This is a genomic window from Streptomyces sp. NPDC001292, assembly GCF_042896465.1.
Classification (GTDB): Bacteria; Actinomycetota; Actinomycetes; order Streptomycetales; family Streptomycetaceae; genus Streptomyces.
The window spans coordinates 185,522-207,730 of the sequence record NZ_JBIAXG010000001.1 but is presented as its reverse complement, the minus strand read 5'-3'; the positions used below and the strand labels follow the sequence as shown (position 1 = coordinate 207,730).

The 22,209-nt window shown below is 71.5% G+C and carries 19 protein-coding genes and 2 tRNA genes; 4 read left to right on the top strand and 17 right to left on the bottom strand.

Annotated features, from left to right (window positions below; all coding sequences use genetic code 11):
- Positions 1 to 141: 141 nt before the first annotated feature.
- The gene (locus ACFY4A_RS00840; protein ID WP_390827258.1) at positions 142 to 1,467 is read left to right on the top strand and encodes a cytochrome b/b6 domain-containing protein; all 1,326 of its coding nucleotides are present in this window, start codon (positions 142 to 144) and stop codon (positions 1,465 to 1,467) included.
- Positions 1,464 to 3,074, top strand: coding sequence for an NADH-ubiquinone oxidoreductase-F iron-sulfur binding region domain-containing protein (locus tag ACFY4A_RS00835; protein WP_390827257.1), 1,611 nt, complete (start codon positions 1,464 to 1,466; stop codon positions 3,072 to 3,074). The genes ACFY4A_RS00840 and ACFY4A_RS00835 overlap by 4 nt, the downstream gene beginning before the upstream one ends.
- Positions 3,075 to 3,194: 120 nt before the next feature.
- Here the strand turns inward: ACFY4A_RS00835 and ACFY4A_RS00830 are convergent.
- The 10 genes from ACFY4A_RS00830 to ACFY4A_RS00785 form a co-directional block, all read right to left on the bottom strand.
- Positions 3,195 to 3,267: transfer RNA gene (locus ACFY4A_RS00830), tRNA-Ala, on the bottom strand.
- A 141-nt stretch (positions 3,268 to 3,408) separates the two neighbouring features.
- Positions 3,409 to 3,642 (bottom strand): hypothetical protein, encoded by a 234-nt coding sequence (locus ACFY4A_RS00825; protein WP_390827256.1) that lies wholly within the window; start codon positions 3,640 to 3,642, stop codon positions 3,409 to 3,411.
- A 3-nt stretch (positions 3,643 to 3,645) separates the two neighbouring features.
- Positions 3,646 to 3,819 carry a hypothetical protein gene (locus ACFY4A_RS00820; protein WP_390827255.1) on the bottom strand — a complete coding sequence of 58 codons (174 nt, stop codon included), beginning with the start codon at positions 3,817 to 3,819 and terminating at the stop codon, positions 3,646 to 3,648.
- A gap of 283 nt (positions 3,820 to 4,102) precedes the next feature.
- Positions 4,103 to 4,175 (bottom strand) — tRNA-Ala (locus tag ACFY4A_RS00815).
- Positions 4,176 to 4,293: 118 nt separating this feature from the next.
- The gene (locus ACFY4A_RS00810; protein WP_390827614.1) at positions 4,294 to 4,971 is read right to left on the bottom strand and encodes a histidine phosphatase family protein; all 678 of its coding nucleotides are present in this window, start codon (positions 4,969 to 4,971) and stop codon (positions 4,294 to 4,296) included.
- Positions 4,962 to 5,408, bottom strand: coding sequence for a ribosome silencing factor (gene rsfS / locus ACFY4A_RS00805; protein ID WP_390827254.1), 447 nt, complete (start codon positions 5,406 to 5,408; stop codon positions 4,962 to 4,964). The genes ACFY4A_RS00810 and rsfS overlap by 10 nt, the downstream gene beginning before the upstream one ends.
- Before the next feature lie 77 nt (positions 5,409 to 5,485).
- The gene (locus ACFY4A_RS00800; RefSeq protein WP_390827253.1) at positions 5,486 to 7,240 is read right to left on the bottom strand and encodes an LCP family protein; all 1,755 of its coding nucleotides are present in this window, start codon (positions 7,238 to 7,240) and stop codon (positions 5,486 to 5,488) included.
- A 16-nt stretch (positions 7,241 to 7,256) separates the two neighbouring features.
- Positions 7,257 to 7,931, bottom strand: a complete 675-nt coding sequence (gene nadD, locus ACFY4A_RS00795) for a nicotinate-nucleotide adenylyltransferase (protein WP_390827252.1) — start codon at positions 7,929 to 7,931, stop codon at positions 7,257 to 7,259.
- Positions 7,932 to 8,001: 70 nt separating this feature from the next.
- Complete coding sequence (locus ACFY4A_RS00790) at positions 8,002 to 8,157, bottom strand: hypothetical protein (protein ID WP_225075111.1); 156 nt, start codon at positions 8,155 to 8,157, stop codon at positions 8,002 to 8,004.
- Positions 8,158 to 8,352: 195 nt separating this feature from the next.
- A complete protein-coding gene (locus tag ACFY4A_RS00785) occupies positions 8,353 to 8,517 on the bottom strand; it encodes a hypothetical protein (protein ID WP_390827250.1) in 165 nt (54 codons plus the stop codon).
- Positions 8,518 to 8,606: 89 nt separating this feature from the next.
- Here ACFY4A_RS00785 and ACFY4A_RS00780 point away from each other — a divergent pair, with 89 nt between their 5' ends.
- Positions 8,607 to 9,728 (top strand): M48 family metallopeptidase, encoded by a 1,122-nt coding sequence (locus ACFY4A_RS00780; protein WP_390827249.1) that lies wholly within the window; start codon positions 8,607 to 8,609, stop codon positions 9,726 to 9,728.
- 47 nt (positions 9,729 to 9,775) lie between these two features.
- On the opposite strand, the gene ACFY4A_RS00775 is transcribed toward ACFY4A_RS00780, so the two are convergent.
- The 7 genes from ACFY4A_RS00775 to ACFY4A_RS00745 form a co-directional block, all read right to left on the bottom strand.
- The gene (locus ACFY4A_RS00775; protein ID WP_390827248.1) at positions 9,776 to 10,846 is read right to left on the bottom strand and encodes a hypothetical protein; all 1,071 of its coding nucleotides are present in this window, start codon (positions 10,844 to 10,846) and stop codon (positions 9,776 to 9,778) included.
- 89 nt (positions 10,847 to 10,935) lie between these two features.
- Entirely contained in the window at positions 10,936 to 11,526 is a 591-nt protein-coding gene (locus ACFY4A_RS00770; RefSeq protein ID WP_390827247.1) for a hypothetical protein, read from the bottom strand.
- Between the two features lie 63 nt (positions 11,527 to 11,589).
- Positions 11,590 to 12,876, bottom strand: a complete 1,287-nt coding sequence (locus ACFY4A_RS00765) for a glutamate-5-semialdehyde dehydrogenase (protein ID WP_390827246.1) — start codon at positions 12,874 to 12,876, stop codon at positions 11,590 to 11,592.
- Positions 12,877 to 12,935: 59 nt separating this feature from the next.
- On the bottom strand, positions 12,936 to 13,364 hold the full coding sequence (locus ACFY4A_RS00760; RefSeq protein WP_390827245.1) for a hypothetical protein: 429 nt from the start codon (positions 13,362 to 13,364) through the stop codon (positions 12,936 to 12,938).
- 164 nt (positions 13,365 to 13,528) lie between these two features.
- The gene (proB, locus tag ACFY4A_RS00755; RefSeq protein WP_390827244.1) at positions 13,529 to 14,692 is read right to left on the bottom strand and encodes a glutamate 5-kinase; all 1,164 of its coding nucleotides are present in this window, start codon (positions 14,690 to 14,692) and stop codon (positions 13,529 to 13,531) included.
- Positions 14,693 to 15,230: 538 nt separating this feature from the next.
- Positions 15,231 to 16,199 (bottom strand): UDP-glucose 4-epimerase GalE, encoded by a 969-nt coding sequence (gene galE / locus ACFY4A_RS00750; protein ID WP_390827243.1) that lies wholly within the window; start codon positions 16,197 to 16,199, stop codon positions 15,231 to 15,233.
- Positions 16,200 to 16,206: 7 nt separating this feature from the next.
- Entirely contained in the window at positions 16,207 to 20,601 is a 4,395-nt protein-coding gene (locus ACFY4A_RS00745) for a glycosyltransferase (protein ID WP_390827242.1), read from the bottom strand.
- Positions 20,602 to 21,147: 546 nt separating this feature from the next.
- On the opposite strand from ACFY4A_RS00745, the gene ACFY4A_RS00740 reads away from it, so the two are divergent.
- The gene (locus tag ACFY4A_RS00740) at positions 21,148 to 22,137 is read left to right on the top strand and encodes a CDP-alcohol phosphatidyltransferase family protein (protein WP_390827241.1); all 990 of its coding nucleotides are present in this window, start codon (positions 21,148 to 21,150) and stop codon (positions 22,135 to 22,137) included.
- Positions 22,138 to 22,209 lie beyond the last annotated feature (72 nt).

The window sequence follows — 22,209 nt, the reverse complement described above, 5'->3', positions numbered from 1 at the left end:
GTAACGGAGCCTATGGGGACAACACGAGCCGGGGAGCTCCGTTGATGACAACGCAATAACTCAAACGGCGTACTGGTCGGTAGGGAGCCACCTACAGTGCGTGCTCGGGACCGCTTTCCCGAACCGCTCGGAGTCGCCCCCATGAACCCTCGTCGCAGTAACAGCTCGCTCCCCAAACCCGGCCGCTCGGCCTATGGGGTGGCGTCGGCTGTCGTCCTGCTCCTCATACCCGTGGCCGTGCTGGCCGGAGGCAGCCAGTTCCGCGAGTTCCTGAACTTCGGCGCGGGCGTGCTCTCCCTCGTCTCGCTCAGCTGCTCGGTGATCTGGGGCCTGGTCGCCCAGGACCGGATCATCCTCAACACGCGCCAGCGGATCGTGGGCCAGGCAGCGCACCGGACCACCGCGGTCGCCTCGATCGCGTTCCTCCTGGTGCACATCACCACCAAGATCGTACTCGGGCACACCCAGCTGATCGCCGCGCTGATCCCGTTCTCGCTCGGCGTCACCGGAATCGAGGGCCTGGTCGGCCTCGGCTCCCTGGCCGGCATACTGATGATCTTCGTCGGCATCACCGGCGCGCTGCGCAGCAGCTTCGCCGGCCCGGCCCCGGTCGCGGCGCGCTGGCGGGCGATGCACATGCTGGCGTACCCGGCCTGGTGCGCGGCGCTGGTGCACGGCCTGTACGCGGGCCGGGAGGCCAAGCCGATCTTCTTCATCCTCTACGGCCTGTCCCTTCTGGGCGTCATGGCGGCCCTGGCCGTGCGCGCGGCGCCGCGCCCGTTCAAGCGCAGGCTCGCCGACCGGCTCGTGTCGGTGCTGGGCGGCGGCGAGCGGCCGGAGCTGGAGCACCTGGACGCGAGCCGGGCCAGGGCGTCGGAGTCCGCGCGGCCGGGCTACGAGAACGCACGCGGCGTGACACCCTCCCGCGCCGATGCGACGAGACCGGCGCCGCGCGGTCCGCGTCCCTCCTCCCCGCTCTACGACACCCCGGTTCCCGCCGCGGAGCCCGAGCCCACCCCCGGCTTCGCGGCCGCCTACCGGGCCGTCGCGACGCCCCCGCACGACCGGCAGCCCTTCGCGGCCGACCAGACCGCGCGCATGAACATGCCGTTCGACCCGCAGGCCACCGGAGCGACGCCGCGCGTGGACGGCCCCGACAGCACCTCGGGCGGCTGGCCGATCCCCTCGCCGCCGCCGGTCGTCGAGGCGCCGCCATCGGCCCACGACCCGCTGAACGACACGGGGTACGACATCCCGGCCTACAACAATCCGGGCGCGGCCGCGGGCGCCACCGGGTACGGCGGACGTGATGTGTACGACACCGTTGAGACGAACGCCCCCTACGACGCGTACAACCCGAACGACACGTACAACGGCGGTCCCGCCACTGAAACACCGCCCGGCGCCTCCTACGACGCGCCGGGTTCGGGCGAACCTTGGAACACGCCTTCCGGAGGCTACAGGTGAACGAGGCCCTGCCCGACGTCCCCGAAGTCCGCGTGGTCGGGCTTCCCCAGCTCACGTCGGGCTTCGACCTTGTCGAAAGACTCGGTCTGCCCATGCACCTGAAGGTGCACGGGCCGCTCGAACCGATGGGCGGCGAGCAGCTCGCGCAGCTCGCCGAGGCCATCAATCTGAAGGGCCGCGGCGGCGCGGGCTTCCCCTTCCACAGGAAGCTGCGCTCGGTCGCGGAGTCGGCGATCAAGCGCGGCGTACGGCCGGTAGTCGTCGTCAACGGCAGCGAGGACGAGCCGGCCTGCCGCAAGGACACGGTCCTGATCAACCGTGCCCCGCACCTCATCCTGGACGGGGCCCTGCTGTGCGCGGAGGCCCTCGGCGCCCGCACCCTCGTGGTGGGCGTCACGCGGAATTCCACCCAGCGCTCCATGGAGGCGGCGCTCGCCGAACGCGGACTGAGCAACAGCCGCAGGTCGGCTCTGCGCGCGAGCGTGCAGCGCAACCCGGTGCGCATGGTCACGGGCGCGGCCGCGTCGCTGATCCGTTCCATCGACGGCGGTCCGGCGATCCCGCCGGGCCGCAAGACCAGCGCCTCGCAGAACGGCGTGGGCGGCGCGCCCACCCTGCTGTCCAACGCGGAGACCTTCGCCCAGCTGGCGATCGCCGCCCGCATCGGCCCGGAGCGCTACGGCAACACCGGCCTGTACGACGAGCCGGGCACCGTGATGCTGACCATCTCCGGTGCCGTCGCCCGCCCCATGGTGGTCGAGGCCCCCGCCGGCGTGCCGCTGCGCTACGTCCTCCAGCTCGCCGGCGCCCCGCCGGTGCCGCAGGGCGTGCTGACCGGCGGCTACCACGGCAAGTGGATCGACGCGGCGACCGTCAACGAGGCGATCGTCTCGCGCAACTCCCTGGACGCGGTGGGCGGTTCGCTCGGCGCCGGGGCGATTTTGCCGATCAGTCAGGAGACCTGCCCGCTGGGCGAGTCGCTCCAGGTGGCGAAGTGGCTGGCGGAGGAGAGCGCGGGCCAGTGCGGTCCCTGCTACCTCGGTCTGCCGGCCGCCGCGCGCGGCATGGAGGACATCCTGAACGGCGGCGGCCCGGCCGCTCTGGAGGCCCTCAAGCAGGTCGCCAAGAACGTCAAGCGGCGCGGCGCCTGCTCGCACCCCGACGGCTCGGCGATGTTCCTGGAGTCGACCATCAAGGCGTTCACCGACGACCTGGCCGCGCACGTCCTCGGCAACGGCTGCGGACGGCCCGTGGAGGGCGTCCTGCCGCTCTTCGAGGGCGGCAGGGCTCCCACCGGCGTCCCGGGCGGCGTCGAGGCCGAGGAGTCCGGGTCCAGCCGTCAGAAGATCTACGTCGACTGGACGCTGTGCCGAGGACACGGCCTGTGCGCGGACATCCTCCCGGAGGTCTTCGAACTGGGCGCCGACGGCTTTCCGACCGTCGCCCAGGCGAAGGTTCCGCGCTCCGCGGAGGCCAAGGCCCTGCGCGCCGTGCGCCGCTGCCCGGCGCTGGCCCTGCGCCTCGTGGAGGACACCCGCTCGCAGGCCCCGTCGCGCAATCTGCCGGTCCTCTCCCAGGGCCGCGGCCGCCGCGCTCTGGGACGCTGAGCGCACGCGACGGCGGGTCGCCCTCCCAGGGGGCGACCCGCCGTCGCGCTGTCGCTCGGTACGCGTCCGGGCATACGTCGAGGGCGAGTCACCCGGTGGATGACTCGCCCTCACTTCCTGTGGAGCTAAGGAGAATTGAACTCCTGACCTCCTGCATGCCATGCAGGCGCTCTACCAACTGAGCTATAGCCCCTTGTGGCCACGCGGCCAAGCCGCGTATTCGACCGCGTCGCCCGGTTTCCCCGGCGGCGACGCCAACATTACACGGTCCAGGGGGTGGAACACCAAATCGGTTTCGCTCCGCCCCGTACGGCCGCCGGGCGAAGGGGCGGCATCACGCCGTCACGAACGAATAGAACCGCTTCAGAGTGCAGTGCTCCTCCAAGAGCCGACCGTAGATCGGCTCGCCCTCGAGTTCGCGGTAGGTCTCGATGGGGTCGCCCTTTATGATCAGCGCCCGTGCGCACTCCTCACACCAGTACTGGTAGTCGGAGTTGATCGGCTCCATGTCGCGGACGATCGGGGTGCCGCTGCCGCACCAGTCGCACTTCCGCCTGTGTGCACCCATGGGTCAGCTCCAGCTGTGGCCGCAGGTCGTGCACACGTACGAGATCCCCCCGTTGTCGCCGAGGACTTGGGCCACATCGAGGGAGCCGCAGGAGGGGCAGACGAGGCGGGTGACCGTGTCCCGTATCAACGCCGCACCGAGGAGGTCACCGACCTCCTCGAGGATGCAGGCAGGCATCGCTACTCCCTCCCGTCGGGCCGCGCCCCCTTCCGGCCGTTTGATTCTGCCACGGCCGGGCCGATACGGTCAGCGACGCCTCGGTACCAGTACGGCCACGACCTGCGCCGCGGGACCGTCCGGGCCGGCGCGTCCATGCACCCCGAGAGCGCGCTCGCAGAGGTATACGCCCCGGGGCCCCAAGTGACTCAAGCCGGTTCGGAGGAATACAGAAAATCCCGCCCCCTGTGAGGGACGGGATCCTGACAAACGATCTTCGGCGACTCAACGGAGTGCCGGTTTGTGGAGCTAAGGAGAATTGAACTCCTGACCTCCTGCATGCCATGCAGGCGCTCTACCAACTGAGCTATAGCCCCTTGCCGCCACGCGACCCGGCCGCGTGGTGTTTCGCTCCGCTCGGCGGGGCGAACAAGAAGAACTTTAGCCTGCGACCTGCCGGAAAGTGAAATCCGGGTCGCACGGGCCGCGGGCGGCTCAGTCGTCGTCGCCGAGGACGGGCTCGGGCAGCGTGCCGGCGTTGTGCTCCAGCAGCCGCCAGCCCCGGGCGCCCGCGCCGAGGACCGACCAGCAGCAGTTGGACAGGCCGCCCAGACTCTCCCAGTGGCGGGGCTCGAGGCCGATGAGCCGCCCGAGGGTGGTGCGGATGGTGCCGCCGTGGCTGACCACCACGAGCGTGCCGTCCTCGGGCACCTTCTCGAGGTAGCGCAGCACGACGGGGGCGGCACGGTCGGCGACCTCGGTCTCCAGTTCGCCGCCGCCGCGGCGCACCGGCTCGCCGCGCTTCCAGGCGGCGTACTCCTCGCCGTACCGGTCGATGATCTCCTCGTGCGTCAGGCCCTGCCAGACGCCCGCGTAGGTCTCGCGCAGGCCCTCGTCCCGGGCGACCTCCAGGCCGGTGAGCGCGGCCAGCTCGGCGGCCGTGCGGGTGGCCCGTGCGAGGTCGGAGGAGACGATCGCGTCGGGCCGCAGGGAGGCCAGCAGGCGGGCGGCACGACGGGCCTGGCCGACGCCGCTCTCGGTCAGCTCGACGTCCGTGCTGCCCTGGAAGCGTCGCTCCACGTTCCAGGGAGTCTGGCCGTGGCGCCACAGGATGATGCGGCGGCCCCGGCCCGGCGTGCGGCCGGGCCCCTCAGCGACTGCGCTCACCGCCAGTCACCGCCGGGCTCGGCCGCCTCCTGGGCGGCCTGCCGCTTGGCATGCTCCTCGGCCTTGCCCCGGGTGGCCTTGGCGTCGGCGGGCAGTTCGAGCTCGGGGCAGTCCTTCCACAACCGCTCCAGGGCGTAGAAGACGCGCTCCTCGCTGTGCTGGACGTGCACGACGATGTCCACGTAGTCGAGCAGGACCCAGCGGGCCTCGCGGTCGCCCTCTCGGCGCACCGGCTTGGCGCCGCGTTCCTTCAGCAGCCGCTCCTCGATCTCGTCGACGATCGACTTGACCTGGCGGTCACTGGGCGCGGACGCCAGCAGGAAGGCGTCCGTGATCGACAGCACGTCGCTGACGTCATACGCGATGATGTCGTGCGCGAGCTTGTCGGCGGCCGCCTGGGCGGCGGTGTGGATGAGGTCGAGAGAGCGATCGGTCGCGGTCACTACAGGGCTTTCCTTCGGCGGTCACTTGACACCAAGGGTCTCACGGACCGCCGAGGACACCCGACGCATTTGAGGGATCACTGCTCCGACGCGCCCCTGTAGTCCTGGCCGAGGACGACCGAGACGTCGGCGTTCGAGGTGACCTTGCCCTTCGTCACCGCGGTGTCGGGCAGCCCCAGGGTCTTGGCGACCTCGGTGGCCTTCTGCTTGTCCGCGGCGTTCGCGTAGACGACCTCGGACGCCGACCGGACGGCGGACGCGGTGCCGCCCTCGAGGAAGGTGAAGCCGCCGCCCAGGAGGACGACCCGGGCCTTCTCGGTGTTGTCCTTGGCGCCGGTGGCGTTCTGCACGGAGACCCGGACGGCGGACGACTGGTCGGGGCTCTTCGCGGTGCCGCCCAGGACGTCCTTGACCACGCTCTCGCTGGTCTGGGCGCTCAGCGTGCCGTCCGTCTGCACCGGCAGCAGCGCCGTTCTGTAGTCGCCGCCCTTGGCGAACTCGGCCAGCTTGGCGAGGAAGGTGCCGAGGTCCTCGTCGGTGAGCGAGGGGTCGAGGATCTGCTGAAGCGTCTGCACCGTCGTCGTCGCGCCGGAGGCGTCGGAGGAGGTCTTGCGCAGCACGCTCTGCATCACCTGGCCGAACCGTTCGAGCTGGGCGTTCTGGTCCTCGCCGGAGGCGTGGTAGGTGGCGTACGCGACGGCCATCCTGCCGCTGAGGGTCTGCGCCTTGCCCTTGCGGACCAGGGGCGAGGTGCCCTTCTTCTTGGCGTCCGGGTCGGGTACGTCGGCGTTGGTGTCGACGTCGACGTTGCCCACCATGTCGACGAGGTTCTGGAGGTAGGGGGTGTCCAGGCGCCAGGTGCCCTCGATGTCGGTGCCGAGGACCGTGTCGAGCTGGTCGCGGGTTCCGGAGGAGCCGTCGCCCTTGACCGACTCGGCGAGGGTCGTGACGGTGCCGTCGTCGTCCGTCAGGGCGAGGGAGTTGGGCAGCAGGACGGTGGTGCCCTGCTTGGTGGTGGCGTTGCCGACGAGCAGCGCCGTGGAGGTGCCGCCCCGTTCGGTGTCGTGCAGGTGGACGACGATCACGTCGCGCTTCTGGGCGCCGGCCGCGGTCGTGGTGCCGGCCCCGGAGCCGGACGACGACAGACCGGGCAGCTTTCCGGCGTACCAGAGATAGCCGACGCCGCCCACCGCGACCAGGGCCAGCGCGACGGTCAGGGCGATGACGCGGCTGCGGGCGCGACGGCGGGCCTCCTCGCGTCGCTCGGTGCGGTTCTCGGTGAACTTCAGCCAGTCGATGACGTCCTCGGAGTCGTCGCTCGGCTCCTCGACGAAGGCGAACTGCTCGGTGCGGTATTCGGGTTCGTCCGCGGCGTCGCGGTCCGGTCCCTGCGCCGCCCGGTCGGCGTCCGCCGGGCCGGTCTGCTGCGGGATGTGGGCGGTCTGCTCGGTGACCCGTGGCTGCTGCCCACTGGTCGCGGTCCGGCCGTACGGGTCGTACGGCGCCGCCGTCGCGCCGGAGCCGTACGGGTCGTAGGAGCCGTGGACGCCGTGGGCGGAGGGGTCGGGCGCCTGCCGGCCCGGGTCGTAGCCGGTGTCGTAGCCGCCGTGGTGGGCGCCGTCGTGACCGCCCTGGTAGGACGTGGGATCGAGCTGCTGCTGGCCACCGGTCGCGTACGGGTCGTAGCCGTAGCCCTGCTGTCCGTACGCGTCGTAGGTCTGCTGCGGGGTCTGCTGGACGGGGATCTGCCGGTACACAGGCCGGCCGTACTCGTCGTAGCCGACGAGTTCGTACTGGTCGCCTCCGTGACCAGCGTCGTATCGGTCGTTCACCGGTGCCCCTCTCGGCTCACTCGCCTCGGTACAGCTGGCGTTTGGCGATGTAGCGCACGACTCCGTCAGGCACCAGATACCAGACCGGGTCGCCCTTGGCGACTCTCGCCCGGCAGTCCGTGGAGGAGATGGCGAGGGCGGGGACCTCGACGAGCGAGACGCCGCCTTCCGGCAGGCCGGGATCGGTCAGGTGGTGGCCGGGCCGGGTGACGCCGATGAAGTGCGCGAGGGAGAACAGTTCCTCGGAGTCCCGCCAGGTGAGGATCTGGGCGAGCGCGTCGGCGCCGGTGATGAAGAACAGGTCGGTGTCGGGGTTGAGCGCGCGCAGGTCGCGCAGGGTGTCCACGGTGTAGGTGGGACCGCCGCGGTCGATGTCGATGCGGCTCACGGAGAACTGCGGGTTCTCGGCGGTCGCGATGACCGTCATCAGGTAGCGGTCCTCCGCCGGGGAGACATGGCGGTGGGACTTCTGCCAGGGCTGCCCGGTCGGTACGAACACCACCTCGTCCAGGTGGAACTGCGCGGCGACCTCGCTGGCCGCCACGAGGTGCCCGTGGTGGATCGGGTCGAACGTTCCGCCCATGACGCCGAGGCGCCGCTTGCCCGACGCCGAAGGCCCGCCGCCGGGCCCGTGTTCGAGGGGTTTCACCGTGTCACTCGCCGGACCGGTAGGCATGTCCTGCTCTCCCATGCGTGCAGACCCTACCGGCCCGGCCTGAGGACTCCGTGAGGCAGATCCCGGGGACGGGCCGGACAGGGGTTCAGCGGTCGCGGTTGAAACGCGTGGTGATCCACAGCAGGAGCAGCAGGATGAACAGCGCGCCGCCTCCGGTGAGGAAGGGGCTGAGGCTCTCGTGGTTGCCCCCCTCGGCCTCGGCGAGGTTGACCAACTGGGCAGCGGTGCTGGGGTAGCTCATCTTTGGCAGGACCTATCCGGGAGTGAGCGGGACAAGGATGTCGGCCCATCGTAAGCAACCCCCGACGCACCGCTCACCCCGACTCCACCCTTGCACTCCTGGCCCTCAGGCCCCACGCACCCGCGTGACCGCGGGCGTCCCCGGCGGTGCGGGCCCGGCGCCCTCGGGAGCCGTCTCGGGAACCTTTCCGCCGCGTCAGTCGTCGTCCCGCTTGTAGCCGCGGAGGAGGAACCAGCCGGTGAGGATACAGCCCAGGACCATCACGATCAGGACGACCCGGAGCAGGTAGCCCGCCCCCTGGTGCTGGACGGCGGCGCTCGCGGCCTCGGTGAGCCAGGCGGCTGCGGGATGGTGCTCCATGGCGTGGACTCCTTCGTTGCACTGCCCGTCCACGGTAACTCCGCCTAGGCTGGACCCTGCCTCGGGGGCGCACTGGGACACTGACACACATGGGGGACCACATGTCCGACGACGGCCGCGAACAAGACGGGCAGGAGCACCTGCCGAGCCGGCAGCGCAGGCGCTTCGCGGAGATCTCCTCGCGCGCGTACGAGCACCCTGCCGACCGCTCCGCCCTGGTCGCGCTGCGCAAGCTGAGCGGCTTCGACACGGTGTTCAAGGCCCTCAGCGGCCTGCTGCCCGAGCGCAGTCTCAGGCTGCTGTTCCTGTCCGACTCCGTACGCGTCTCCGACCAGCAGTTCGCACACCTGAACGACATGCTGCGGGACGCCTGCTACATCCTGGACCTGGAGAAGGTCCCGCCGATGTACGTGACCCAGGACCCCCAGCCCAACGCGATGTGCATCGGCCTGGACGAGCCGATCATCGTGGTGACCACGGGCCTGGTCGAGCTGCTCGACGAGGAGGAGATGCGGGCGGTCGTCGGCCACGAGGTGGGTCACGCCCTGTCCGGGCACGCCGTGTACCGCACGATCCTGCTGTTCCTGACGAGCCTGGCCGTCCGGCTCGCCTGGATCCCGCTGGGCAACCTCGCGATCATGGCGATCGTCACCGGGCTGCGCGAGTGGTTCCGCAAGTCGGAACTGTCGGCGGACCGGGCCGGTCTGCTCGTCGGCCAGGATCTGCGGGCCTCCATGCGGGGCCTGATGAAGATCGCGGGCGGCAACCACCTGCACCAGATGAACGTGGACGCGTTCCTCCAGCAGGCCGAGGAGTACGAGGCCGGGGGCGACCTGCGCGACTCCGTGCTGAAGATCCTCAACGTGCTGCCGCGCTCGCACCCCTTCACCACCGTGCGGGCGGCCGAGCTGAAGAAGTGGGCCGAGTCCCGCGACTACCAGCGGATCATGGACGGCCACTACCCGCGCCGCACGGAGGACAAGGACACCTCGGTCAGCGACTCCTTCCGCGAGTCGGCGGCCCACTACGCCAACCACGTCAAGAGCTCGAAGGACCCGCTGATGAAGCTGGTCAGCGACCTGGCGGGCGGCGCCGGCGACCTGGGCGACCGGGTGCGGCGCGGCTTCGGCGGCTTCACCGGATCGGCCCCGCCCAAGGACCGGGGCAAGGACCAGCCGCCCACCGACACCCCGCCCCGCGACGGGGACTGACCCATCCGGGCGCGGACCGGTCCGCGCGGACACCGTCCGCGGCGGCGTCACACCCTCGGCTCGGCGCTGCGCGCCAGGGAGCCGCACAGGGCCGCCGCGGTGTCCGTGGCGTACGGGTCCGTGCCGGGCGGGCTGCCCGCCTTGGCGGTCTGGCCGGCCAGCAGCGGCTCGAAGCGCCCCGCGGAGTCCCCGACGCAGGAGAGCGGGCCGGCCTGCACGTAGGAGACGACGAGCTGGACCTGGTGCAGCCGCAGGTCGTCCTGGGTGAAGCGGAACTGCAGCTCGCGCCGGACGGTGAACAGCGAGGCCGGCGCGTGCGCCGCGGAGCCGGCCGGCTTCAGCGCGTAGACGAAGGTGTGGTCCGCGCTGACCGCCAGGGTGGACGAGTCGGCCTCGGCGGCCTGGAGGCTGCCCTGCACCCGGATCCTGCGGTCGGCCAGCTCGGCCCGGGCCGGGTCGAAGCGGACGAGCCAGCCGGTGGGCGCGTGCCGGCCGTCGGCGGCGGGGCGGTCGAAGCTCTGGTCGAACTGGTCGAGCTGGCTGGGGTCGAGCAGCGCCCGGACGGGGCGGGGCTGGCCGCCGGTGAGCACCTCCGGGTAGAGGGAGGACGCGACGATGTACTCCTTCGCGGTGGTCAGCGCGGCGACGACCTGGCTGTCGGAGAAGTGCGCGGTGCGCCGGACGGCGGGCAGCGGTACGCCCTCCGCGCCGATGGCGAACTGGGCGGCCGGGCTGTGCGCGTACAGGTGCTCGGGGTCGGCCGCGCCGGGCACCTTGCCCTGCGGGGCGAGCGGGACGACGGTCATCCGCAGCGGTTCCACGGGCCGCTGGGCCTGCGCGCTCTGGTAGGGATGGCGTACGCCCATGTAGATCGCGGTGCCGAAGGCGACGATGATCAGCAGGACCAGCAGCAGCGCCTGCCGGGACAGCCCGCGGCGCAGCGGCGGGCGGCGGCGCACGGCCGGGGTGTGGTCGGTCATCCGCTCCCGCGCGGAATACTCCTGGAGGCGGGCAGCCCGCACGAACGACTCGTCGAAGACGACGGATCGGTATTCGTCCTCCGCACCTCCCGGGACGCCCTCGGGTGTCCCCTCAGGTGGCTCTCCAGGCCCTCCCATATCTTCAGGGTAGGTCTCCGCAAGCCCTGGTAAACGCCCTGATGTGCGACAAGTTCTGACAGGTTCTCACCAGAACCGCCGCCCCGCCGTCAGGGCGTGCGCGGGGCCGCGGGGACGGGCGGCTGGGAGTAGTCGGCGGAGGCCGAGGGCGCCGCCGCGCTGCCCTTTTCCAGGCCGGTCGAGGCGGGCGGCGGGACCTGGTCCCGGCTGCCCGAGGAGCCGCCCCGGTAGACCGCCGCGAAGGCCAGGGCCACCATGCCGATGCCCATGACGAGGGCGAGCACCCAGGCGACGGGGCGGTGCCAGCGGACGTGCTTGCCGAAGGTCCCCGGGGCGCCGGGGCGGCCTTCGAGCACGTCGGGGTCGTCCAGGTCGCCGTAGGGGTGGTCGGGGCCGAGGCCGGGGCCGTACCCGTCCTCGTAGCGCTCGCCTCTGGCGTGGGCGCGGCGAGCCTCCGCCTCGGAGGCCTCGGCTCTGGCCTGCGCGGCGGCCAGGAGGCGTTCGACCGCGGTCGGCTCGTGGATCACGGCCGCGCGTACGAAGGCCTCGTCGAAGACCACGGAGGCGAACTCTTCGTCCGACACCCCGCGGTCGTGGTCGTCGTCGGGCTCCCAGCCGTCAGGGAACGGCGTGCCCCCCACGTCCTCCGGCACGGATCCAGAGTAGACCTGACGGGTCAATTTGGGCAGACGGTATGGAAATTCATCCGCCCGCTGAGACGCCCCGCCAAGGGCCGGACAGCGTCAGCGCCGGGTGTGCCCGTCCCCCGTGAGGATGTACTTCGTGCTGGTCAGCTCGGGCAGCCCCATCGGGCCGCGGGCGTGCAGCTTCTGCGTGGAGATGCCGATCTCGGCCCCGAAGCCGAACTGGCCGCCGTCGGTGAAGCGGGTGGAGGCGTTGACCGCGACGGTCGTGGAGTCGACCAGCTGGGTGAAGCGGCGGGCGGCCTGCTGGGAGGTGGTGACGATCGCCTCGGTGTGCCCGGAGCTCCACAGCCGGATGTGCGCGACGGCCCGGTCGAGGGAGTCGACCACGGCGGCGGCGATGTCGTACGACAGGTACTCGGTCTCCCAGTCCTCCGGGGTGGCCTCGACGACCGTGGCGCGGGAGCCCTTGGCGTGGGCCATGACCCGCTCGTCGGCGTGGACGGTGACCCCGGCCTCGGCGAGCGCGTCCAGGGCGCGCGGCAGGAACTCGGCGGCGATGTCCTGGTGGACCAGCAGCGTCTCGGCGGCGTTGCAGACACTGGGCCGCTGCGCCTTGGAGTTGATCAGGATGTCGACGGCCGTGTCGAGGTCGGCCTGCGCGTCGACGTAGACGTGGCAGTTGCCGGTGCCGGTCTCGATCACCGGGACGGTGGACTCGTTCACCACGGTCCGGATCAGCGAGGCGCCGCCGCGCGGGATCAGCACGTCGACCAGGCCGCGGGCGCGCATCAGCTCGCGCACGCTCTCGCGGCTCTCGCCGGGCACCAGCTGCACGGCGTCGGCGGGCAGCCCCGCCCCGCCCACGGCGTCGCGGATGACCCGGACCAGGGCGGTGTTCGACTCGTAGGCGGAGGCCGAGCCGCGCAGCAGCACCGCGTTGCCCGACTTCAGGCAGAGGGCGGCGGCGTCCACGGTGACGTTCGGGCGGGCCTCGTAGATGATCCCGACCACGCCGAGCGGGACGCGGACCTGGCGCAGGTCCAGCCCGTTCGGCAGCGTGTTGCCGCGGACGACCTCGCCGACCGGGTCGGGCAGCGCCGCCACGTCCCGCACGTCGGCGGCGATGGCGCGCACCCGCTCGAGGGTGAGCGTGAGCCGGTCGACGATGGCGTCGCTGGTGCCGGCCTCGCGGGCCTTGGCGACGTCCTTGGCGTTGGCCTCGATGATCTCGCCGGTACGGACCTCCAGGGCGTCCGCGACGGCCAGCAGGGCGTCGTCCTTCGCCACGCGCGGCAGCGGCGCGAGGTCGGCGGCGGCGGCCTTGGCGCGGTACGCGGCCTGGGTGACCGGGGGCATCGAGTCGTACGGCGAGAGCGTGGTCATGAGGGAAGGGTAGTGCGCCGCGAGGGGCGGCCACCGGTCATCCCACACCCCGAGACGGGTCAAAAGGGGTGCACCCCGACCGGTGTCGCCGGCGGCGCCCCGTACCCCTCGGCGAGGCGCTGGTGGTAGGTCTCGCGGTCGACGACCTCGAGACCGACGATCTCCCAGGGCGGCAGCTGGGCGCTCTGCCGGTGCTCGCCCCACAGGCGCAGGGCGACGGCGGCCGCGTCGTGGAGGTCGCGGGCCTCCTCCCAGTAGCGGATCTCGGCGTGGTCGCCCGCGTACCGGCTGGTCAGCAGGAAGGGGTGGTCGTGAGCGAGTTGCTCCAGACCGCGCCGCACCTCCTTCAGCGGGGCCTGGGCGCCGGAGACGCTGAGTGTGACGTGCCACAGCCGGGGCAGGTCCTGCGGCTCCTCGTAGCCGTCTGCGGCCGCCACGCTCGTCAGGCCACCGCGGGACGCCGCCGCCCCAGGGCGCACTCGTCTCACGACGTCCTCCTTCACGCAGCGCTCGCTGGCATCGCTGTACCGCTGGTCCCGCTCATGCGGAATGCGTCCCTGCCTCAAAGTGGAACAGGCCGCACGGCTCCGCGGGGCGGTTTTACGGAACGTCCCCCACCTTCGGCACCCGGGTGGCCGGACGTTTCGGCGCATTACGGCTCCAGGAGCACCAGGTCGTCCCTGTGTACGACCTCGCGTTCGTACGCCGGTCCCAGCTCGCGCGCGAGTTCGCGGGTGGAGTGGCCGATCAGCCGGGGGATCTCCTTGGCGTCGAAGTTGACGAGCCCGCGGGCCACCGCGCGCCCCGCGCCGTCGCGCAGCTCGACCGGGTCGCCGGCGGTGAACTCGCCTTCCACGGCCGCGATCCCGGCGGGCAGCAGCGACTTGCGGCCGTCGACGACCGCGCGGACCGCGCCGTCGTCGAGGGTGAGCGAGCCCTGCGGGGTGGAGGCGTGCTGCAACCACAGCAGCCGGTCGGCGGAGCGCTTGCCGGTGGGGTGGAAGTAGGTGCCGGTGTCGCCGCCGGACAGGGCGTCGGCGGCGTGGACGGCGCTGGTGAGCACCACGGGGATGCCGGCGGCGGCCGCGATCCGGGCCGCCTCCACCTTGGTGACCATGCCGCCGGTGCCGACGCCGGCCTTGCCGGCGCTGCCGATCTCGATGCCCGCCAGGTCGCCGGGGCCCCGGACCTCCGCCATCCTGGAGGTACCCGGCCTGCTCGGGTCGCCGTCGTAGAGGCCGTCCACGTCGGACAGCAGCACCAGCAGGTCGGCGCGGACCAGGTGGGCGACGAGCGCGGCGAGCCGGTCGTTGTCGCCGAACCGGATCTCGTCGGTGGCGACGGTGTCGTTCTCGTTGACCACCGGGAGGGCGCCCATCGCGAGGAGCTTGTCGAGGGTGCGGGAGGCGTTGCGGTGGTGGGCGCGGCGGCTGGTGTCGTCGCTGGTCAGCAGCACCTGGCCGACGCGGATGCCGTAGCGGGCGAAGGATGCGGTGTAGCGGGCCACGAGCAGGCCCTGGCCGACGCTGGCCGCGGCCTGCTGACGGGCGAGGTCGCGGGGGCGGCGGCGCAGGCCCAGCGGGGCGAGGCCGGCGGCGATGGCACCGGAGGAGACGAGGACGATCTCCCTCCGTCCTCCGCCGCCTTCGGCGGAGTCCCTTCGGGCGACGCCCTCCTTGAGGCTCTTGCCGAGAACGTCCACGAGCGCGTCCACGCGGTCGGCGTCCAGGCCGCCCGAGGCGGTGGTCAGCGACGAGGAACCCACCTTGACGACGATCCTGCGGGCCTCGCGCACGGCCTGCCTTGCCCCTGTCACCTTGCCCTGTGCCCCCTCGTCCGGTTTCCGGCTGCCCTGCCTGGCAATCTACGCGAATGGGATCGCGGGCCGCGCGCCGGTCCACTCACCGGACAGGGCGGTGGGCCGGGGGCCCGCGGGGCGGGCCGCCCGGCGGGTGCACGCCCTCTCCGGTTCCTCCGGCCGGGGCTGCCGGGAAAGGCCCCGCCGGAGCGTCCCGCGGTGGGGCAGGGCGAAGGACTCGCCGTCGGGGCCGTCGGCTCAACGCCGAGGAGCACTGCCGGCACTGGTCCCGACACGCCCGGCCGCTCCGGGCGGACGGCCTCGGGACAGCCCCCGGGGAGCAACGCCGGGGGCGGCTTCGGCGGCGGTCTTCGGAACGGCGGGGGCGGCGACGGAAACGCGGACGCCCCCGCCTCAGCAGCCGGAACGCCACAGGAGCGCCGTCCCGGCCGGGGCAGCCGTGGGGCGCGCCCTGCCCGAAGCGCCACAAGGACACCCTGACGCCCGGCCAGGACGCCTTCGGGCACCCGCAGCCCGGAACCCGCCGACCGGCCGGTCAGTCGTGCCGGTGGCGCCAGCCCTGCCAGGCGGACTCGATCATGTCGTCCAGGCCGTAGCGGGCGGACCAGCCGAGTTCCTCACGGACGCGGTCGGCGGAGGCGACGACGCGGGCCGGGTCCCCGGGACGGCGTTCGGTCACCTCAGGGACCGTGCCCTCCCGGCCGGTGACCTTCAGGATGCGGTCGACCATCTCCTGGACCGAACTGCCCTCGCCACGCCCGACGTTGAGTGTCAATGCGGTGCCCGCCGGCGCCGTCTCCAGACGTGTGGCGGCGGCCAGGTGGGCGGAGGCGATGTCCTGGACGTGGATGTAGTCGCGGACACAGGTGCCGTCGGGCGTGGCGTAGTCGTCGCCGAAGATCCGCGGCGCCTCGCCGGCCTCAAGGCGTTCGAAGACCATCGGGATCAGGTTGAACACGCCGGAGTCGGACAGCTCCGGGGACGCGGCACCGGCGACGTTGAAGTACCGCAGTGACGCGCTGCGGATGCCGTGGGCCCGGGCGGCGGCGTTGATCAGCCACTCACCGATGAGCTTGCTCTCGCCGTACGGGCTCATCGGGACGCACTCGGTCTCCTCGGTGACCAGGTCGACGTCCGGCATGCCGTACACGGCCGCGGAGGAGGAGAAGACCAGCCGTTCGACGCCGGTCCCGGTCATCGCCTCCAGCAGGGTCTGCAGGCCGGTGACGTTCTCCCGGTAGTAGTACAGGGGGCGTTCCACGGACTCGCCGACCTGCTTCTTGGCGGCGATGTGCACGACGCCGGTCACGCCGTGCTCGCGGATCGCCGCCTCCAGCCGGGGCCGGTCGAGCACGCTGCCGACCACCAGGGGCACCCCGGCGGGTACCCGGTCCCGGCTGCCGGTCGACAGATCGTCGTAGACCATGACCTTCCGGCCGCCCTCGGTCATCGCGCGCACGACGTGCGCCCCGATGAAACCGGCACCACCCGTGATCATCCACATGCTTGGGTCATCCCTTTCCGTCGCGCCGCCCGTCCAGGCCGTCGATGGCCCGGAAGACACGTGCGCAGTTCTCCGTGTCGCGCTGACCGAAGAATTCGTCGACGCGCTGAGCGTACGGTTCGCCGACCGAGAAGCCGCGGTCGATCGCCGCGACGATCTCGTCGACGGCGTCCTCCACCGTCCGGCACACCGGCCCGAACCCGTCGCGGGTCAGGTCGAAGTAGCCGCGGCGGTAGTGCTGGCCGTAGAAGTCGTCCTCGTCGAAGGGCACGTAGACGAGGGGCTTGCCCATGTAGGCCACGTCGAAGAAGACGGACGAGTAGTCGGTGACGAGGAGCGAGCACTCCTTCATCGCCTCCTGCACACCACGCTTGGTCTGGTCCGCGACGGTGATGTTGGGGTGGTCGACCTTGAAGTGGCGCAGGTACGGACGGATCTCGTAGTGCGGGTAGAACTCCAGCCGGACGCCGGAGCGTTCCAGCCCGGCCCGCAGCCGCTCGTCCTCCAGCAGCCGGGAGAAGAACCGGAAGTACTCCGAGGCCGGGAACTGGACGCGCGGCCGGCGCCTGCGGTTGTACGACGGCACCACGATGTCGCGTCGCCACGTCGGCATGAGCAGCACGGTGGGCTGTCCCTCGACGGGCTGCAGCTTGTCGAACCGGGGGAAGCCCAGGGCCTGGACCTCGTCGGGGCGGTAGCCCATCTCCTCGCGGATGTAGGCGGCCTCGTCCCGGGACACGGCCACGAACAGGTCGACGCTCGTGGCCTGCCGGTGCGCGGACTGCGAGACGTCGTTGTACGTCACGCCGTGCTGAAGGAACACCCGGCGGTACTTCAGCAGGTCGCCGAAGATGCGCAGGTAGTTGAGCTTGCCCATGCTGGGCGGCGCGAGGTAGGCCTCGAGGTCGTACGGCGATATCAGCCGGGCCGCGTTGAGCAGGTAGAGCCGGTGCTTGAGCGAGCCGAGCGCGAGGACGTTGCCGCAGTCCTGGACCTTCGCGCGATCGGCCGCCTTCGCGTCGATGACGTAGTAGACGTTGCGCCGGGGGTGGTTCTGACGCATCCACCGGAAGAAGTGGTGGCCGTTGTCCTGCGCGGTGTCGTGGCGCTCGCCGACGATCCAGATGTCGCGGCGGGCGAGCACGGGGCGGGTGAGCCAGTAGAGCAGCCGCAGCAGCCAGCCCGGCTGCCGGGTGACGATCCGGCCCGTCTCGCGGCCCAGGCGCCGCATCCGGTCGGCGACACCCGCCACCGAGCGCCGCCGGGCCACCCGCACGTGGGCCACGTTCTCCGTGTCCGCCGACACCTCGTAGCGGAAGGCGCCGATGCGGTCGACGCCCTTGAAGCGGTGGAACGCGGGGCGGGCGGTCACCGGGATGTCGACGAAGCCGCCGGGGCCGTGCAGCCGGACCGCGAGGGAGTACGCGCCGCCGTGCAGAGCCGCCAGTTCCTCGCGGCCGAGGTCGGCCCGCCAGCCGCTGTGCAAATCCCGCTGCTTGCGGATGTGCCAGCGGTCGCGGCGGTACACCTGCTGCGCCCGTACGGCGTGTTCCCGGCCGCCGGGCCCGCTGAACACGAGTTCCAGCCGGTTGCCGAAGTCCTCGGAGATGTCGACGTGACCAAGGGTCAGGAACCCCTCGACGCGCAGTTCGCCGTCGACGGGACGGACGGACTCCGCCTGGGCCGACCGGGACTTGACGCGCAGCAGCGTGGAGACGTCCACGTCGCCCTCGATCCTGCGGAAGAGCACCGGTCCGGCGACCGACAGCTCCGGCAGGAAACGGGGTTCCTCGAACGGACGGGTGAAGAGCGCTGCGTTGCCCGCCTTCACGGCGTGATGCGCGAGGAGCGAGGCGTTCGGACCGGCGCAGTCCAGGACGAGATCGTCCGGGATGTCGCGGTAGAGGGTCCGCAGCTTCGGGTAGAGGGCTTCGAGCTCCTCGCCGACCATCATCTTGGGCAGGCTCACCAGGTACGGGTGGAAGCTTCCCGCCACGAAGCGCTGGAGCGCGGCCCGCCGCTCCGGGCCCGCCGTCGCGTGGCCGTCCAGCAGCGACTGGTGCAGGGCCAGCAGGCTCCGCACGGTCTCCCGGCGGTCACGGGCGGGGAGCCCGGAGCGGGCGTCGTCGGTGACGCCGTAGACGAGCGCCGGGGTCACGCGGATGCGGCGGGCCCTCAGCAGAGCGGTGGCCACGGGGGTGATGTGCTCGAGGTCCCAGCCGTCCCCGACGTGGAAACCGCACTCGCGCAGCAGGTCGCAGCGGAACAGCTTGCCGCCGGGCGACGCGGCGAAGAGCAGGTCGGGGGCGTCGGCGAGGCCGTCGACGGTCCGGTCACCGGCCGCGAAGCACTCGTACAGGAACACGTCGGCCTCGCGCAGCGCCTCGGAGGCCTGCCAGGTGTCGGCGACCACGACGTCGACGTCGTCCGCGGCCGCGGCGAGCAGCCCGGCCAGCGCGCCTTCGGCCAGGACACCGGATCCGTCCATGAAAGCCGCGTACGGACCTGCCAGTCGGTCGAGGACCACCTGCCTGGAGGCCCCGGCGTCGCGGCCGTCCGGGGTGCGGACGAGGCTCGCGTTGCCGTAGCGGTCGGCGAACTCGACCGCGGCGGGCGCGTCCGTACCGGTCCCGGCGGTGACCAGGAGCACCCGGGTACGGCCGAACTCCTCCTGGCAGGCCAGGGAGTTCAGGGCGGCCCGCAGCGCTTCGTCGCCGTATCCGGCGCAGAACACCACGACGGTCGCGGCGGGCTCGGCGGGCTCCGGGGTGTTCGCCGGCAGCTCGCGCCCCTGCCACCACTGCCAGTGCGCGGCGTCCGGCGCCTTGCGCGTCGCCCCCCTGGCGTCGTCCGGTTCGGCCGGACGCCACACGAGGTTGCCGCTGCCCGTGACGTCCGGCCACAGACCGGAGGGCTCCAGCACGCGACCGAGTGGTGCCAGGTTGCTGCCGCGGACGCAGAGGGCCGTGGTGTGCTTGCGCCCCTGCCACAGGACCTGCATGTTGAGGTTGACCAGGCTCCGCGAGGCGATCACGGCGGCCGCCGAACCCAGGTCGAACGAGACCTGGTAGGAGATCCGGGACTCGTCCACCCGGACGTCCGGCACCTCCACGACGGTCCGCTCGCCGGTTTCCTTGGCACGTACGTGCAGCGCCAGGCGTACCGCGTCGCCGGTTCCGATCCGCTGGAACTGATTGAGGATCTCGCCCTCGAGCGTGACCGTCGTGCCGTCGACGGCGAGGGAGGTGACCCGATTGAACAGCTTGCAGTTCTCGAACGACTCGTCCTGCAGGCCGAGTTCGGTCACGTCGAGGAACTCGTCCGCCCCCGGCAGGTCGGCATGGCGTGCCGACCAGTACACGCGGTCCTGGCGGCGCACCAGGTCGGTGGAGACGACGCCGCGGCGCTGCTCGAAGTCGGCGACCGTGAGGGCCTCGTCCACCAGCCGGTTCCGAAGGTAGAAGGCACGCACCCGGTCGAGCGGCCCGCACAGCGGGTAGGCCCGCTCGTCGATCTCGGTCAGGTACTCCGAGACGACGTCCAGGAAGGCGGTGCGGAACTGCTCGTCACCCGCGCGGAGTTCCTTCGCGTACAGCCGGACGTCGTGGCTGATGAAGCGAGCGTCCTTGTAGACCTTGACGTCCCCGGCGCCGGCATCGCGCAGGAACTCGTCCGCCAGCCGGTGCACCGCCACCCGGTCGGAGATGCTGCGGATCTCCGCGCGCCGGTTGGTGATCGAGGCGGTGCCGTCCCGCGCGTCCTCCCAGATCCACCGGTAGACCGGTTCGGCGAGGACGGAGATACCGGAGGCGAGGGTGTAGGACTTGGCCGAGAAGAAGGTGTCCTCGTAGAAGACTCCCTCGGGGAAGAAGATCTCGTTCTCGAGCAGGAAGTCCCGCCGGTACAGCTTCGCGGCGGCGATGGGGTCGTTGATCAGCTCCGGCCAGTTCCGGATGCCGTCCACGGTCCGGTCCGCGCCGTAGAGCATGGACTGCCACACCTGCGTCGTGTCACGCCGGAGGTTGATCCGGTGGGCACGCCCGGCGGTGATGTCGGCGCCGGTGTTCCGGGCCGACTCCAGCAGCAGTTCGCATGCCTTGACCGGCAGTTCGTCGTCGGAGTCCAGGAACATGACGTATTCGCCGCGTGCCGCACGAATTCCGTCATTGCGGGGTGCTCCCACGCCCCCGCTGTTGGTCTGCCGGGATATGACCCTCAGCCGCGGAATTCGATCCGCGTAACTCTCCGCGACGGCCCGGCTACTGTCTCGCGACGCGTCGTCGACGACCACGACCTCGAAGTCCTGGCACGTCTGCACCACCAGGGAGTCGAGGGCCCTGCCGAGAGTCGCCGCGGCGTTGTACGCGGGGACGACGACGGTGATGCCAGGTGCAGCGTCCACGCGCGGGAACATCACGCCTCCATTGCCAAGCACTGAAAAGTCGGAGATCACAGCTCCCACGCCGGACGCCCTCGCGTCGGCACTGGCCTGGAAGGTGCCCGAACCTCGGCTCGCACGGCAAGGCGACTCCGGGAGGAACCCCCCACGGAGGCGCGCCAGGCGGCAAAGACCAAGTGGCGCGAGGAAGCGGCTGACTCAAGAGCAGATTAGCCTAACCCGCGCGCCCACTTGGCCCCCAATCAGGGACGATTCAGACACCATCCACCTTATGTCCCGGCCACATGTGATTCTTGACACAGCTTTGGGTGAACGGGGCAACCACTATCGCCTGAGCATTGCCTTAAGCCTTGGCGAACGGCGTATGGTTGGCCGCGCCCGGTCCGCCCTAGGATGGCCTTTGACTGTTGGATTACCGTGGTAAAACCAACGTCCTTTGACGTAAGGCGCACCGGCATGCCCCGGTCGCCTCGCGTGGCACGTCCGACCACTCCGCGCGCTCCTCGGTGCCTCGCCGAGGGCCACCCCCGAAAGGGCTTCCTGCCGACCATGGACATACCTCCGCTCGCCGAAGTGCGCCGCCGCACTGAGAAGAAGCGGGACGCCTGGTGGACCGTTCTCCTCGTCGACCCGGTGGCCACGCCCCTGGTCCGGTGGACCGCCAAGTGGACCAGGGTCACTCCGAACCAGATCACCTGGGCCGCGCTCGTGCTCGGCCTCGGAGCGGCCGCCTGCTTCGCCCAGGGCGAGTGGCCCTGGCTGGTCGTCGGCGCGGTCGTGTACCACTGCAGCTTCATCCTGGACTGCATGGACGGGAAGCTCGCCCGGCTCACCGGCAACGGATCCGAGTTCGGCGCCTGGCTGGACTACGTCTTCGACCGCATCCGGGTCCTCGTCTGCGCCGTCGCCCTCATGGGCGGCCAGTACCACCAGACCGGCGACGTCACGTACATCTGGCTGGCGCTGGCCGTCGTCTTCCTGGACATGCTCCGGTACATCGACGCCCTGCAGATCTACAAGGTCCGCCAGGGCATGCGGACCAAGCTCCAGCAGGCCGCGGCCGAGGTCGCCGAGGTGACCCGGGCGCCCGCGCCCCGCGTCGCCGCGGCCGCACGCATCACCGCCGAGGCGAAGGACGAGGCCGTGGAAGCCGGCGAGGAGGAGACGGTGGCCGGCCCGCGCGCCGAGGAGCCCGCCGCCCCCTCCCTCGGGGTGGTCACGCAGCAGTCGTTCGTGCGCCGGTTCACGCGCTACAACCGCGTCCGCGACTTCCTGATCAGCCACCGCATCCGCACCCACCTGGTCAGCGGCATCGAGTTCCAGATGGCGGTGTTCATCATCGCCCCGCTCGTCGGGGCGATCATGGGCGTGACGATCGGGGCCGGCATCCTGCTGGTGCTCTTCGAACTCTCCATCATCTACAAACTGATGCTCTCGACCCGCGACTTCGAGCGCGCCATGGACTCGTACCGCCGTACCGCCGCGGCCGCGACCGCGGCCGTGGAGCCGGTCACCGTGTCCGCCTCGGTCGACGGCTGACGCCCCCGCACGCGGCCCACCCCGATGCCGGTCTCCTGAACACGTCGGAGACCGGCATCGGCGTTTTCCCGC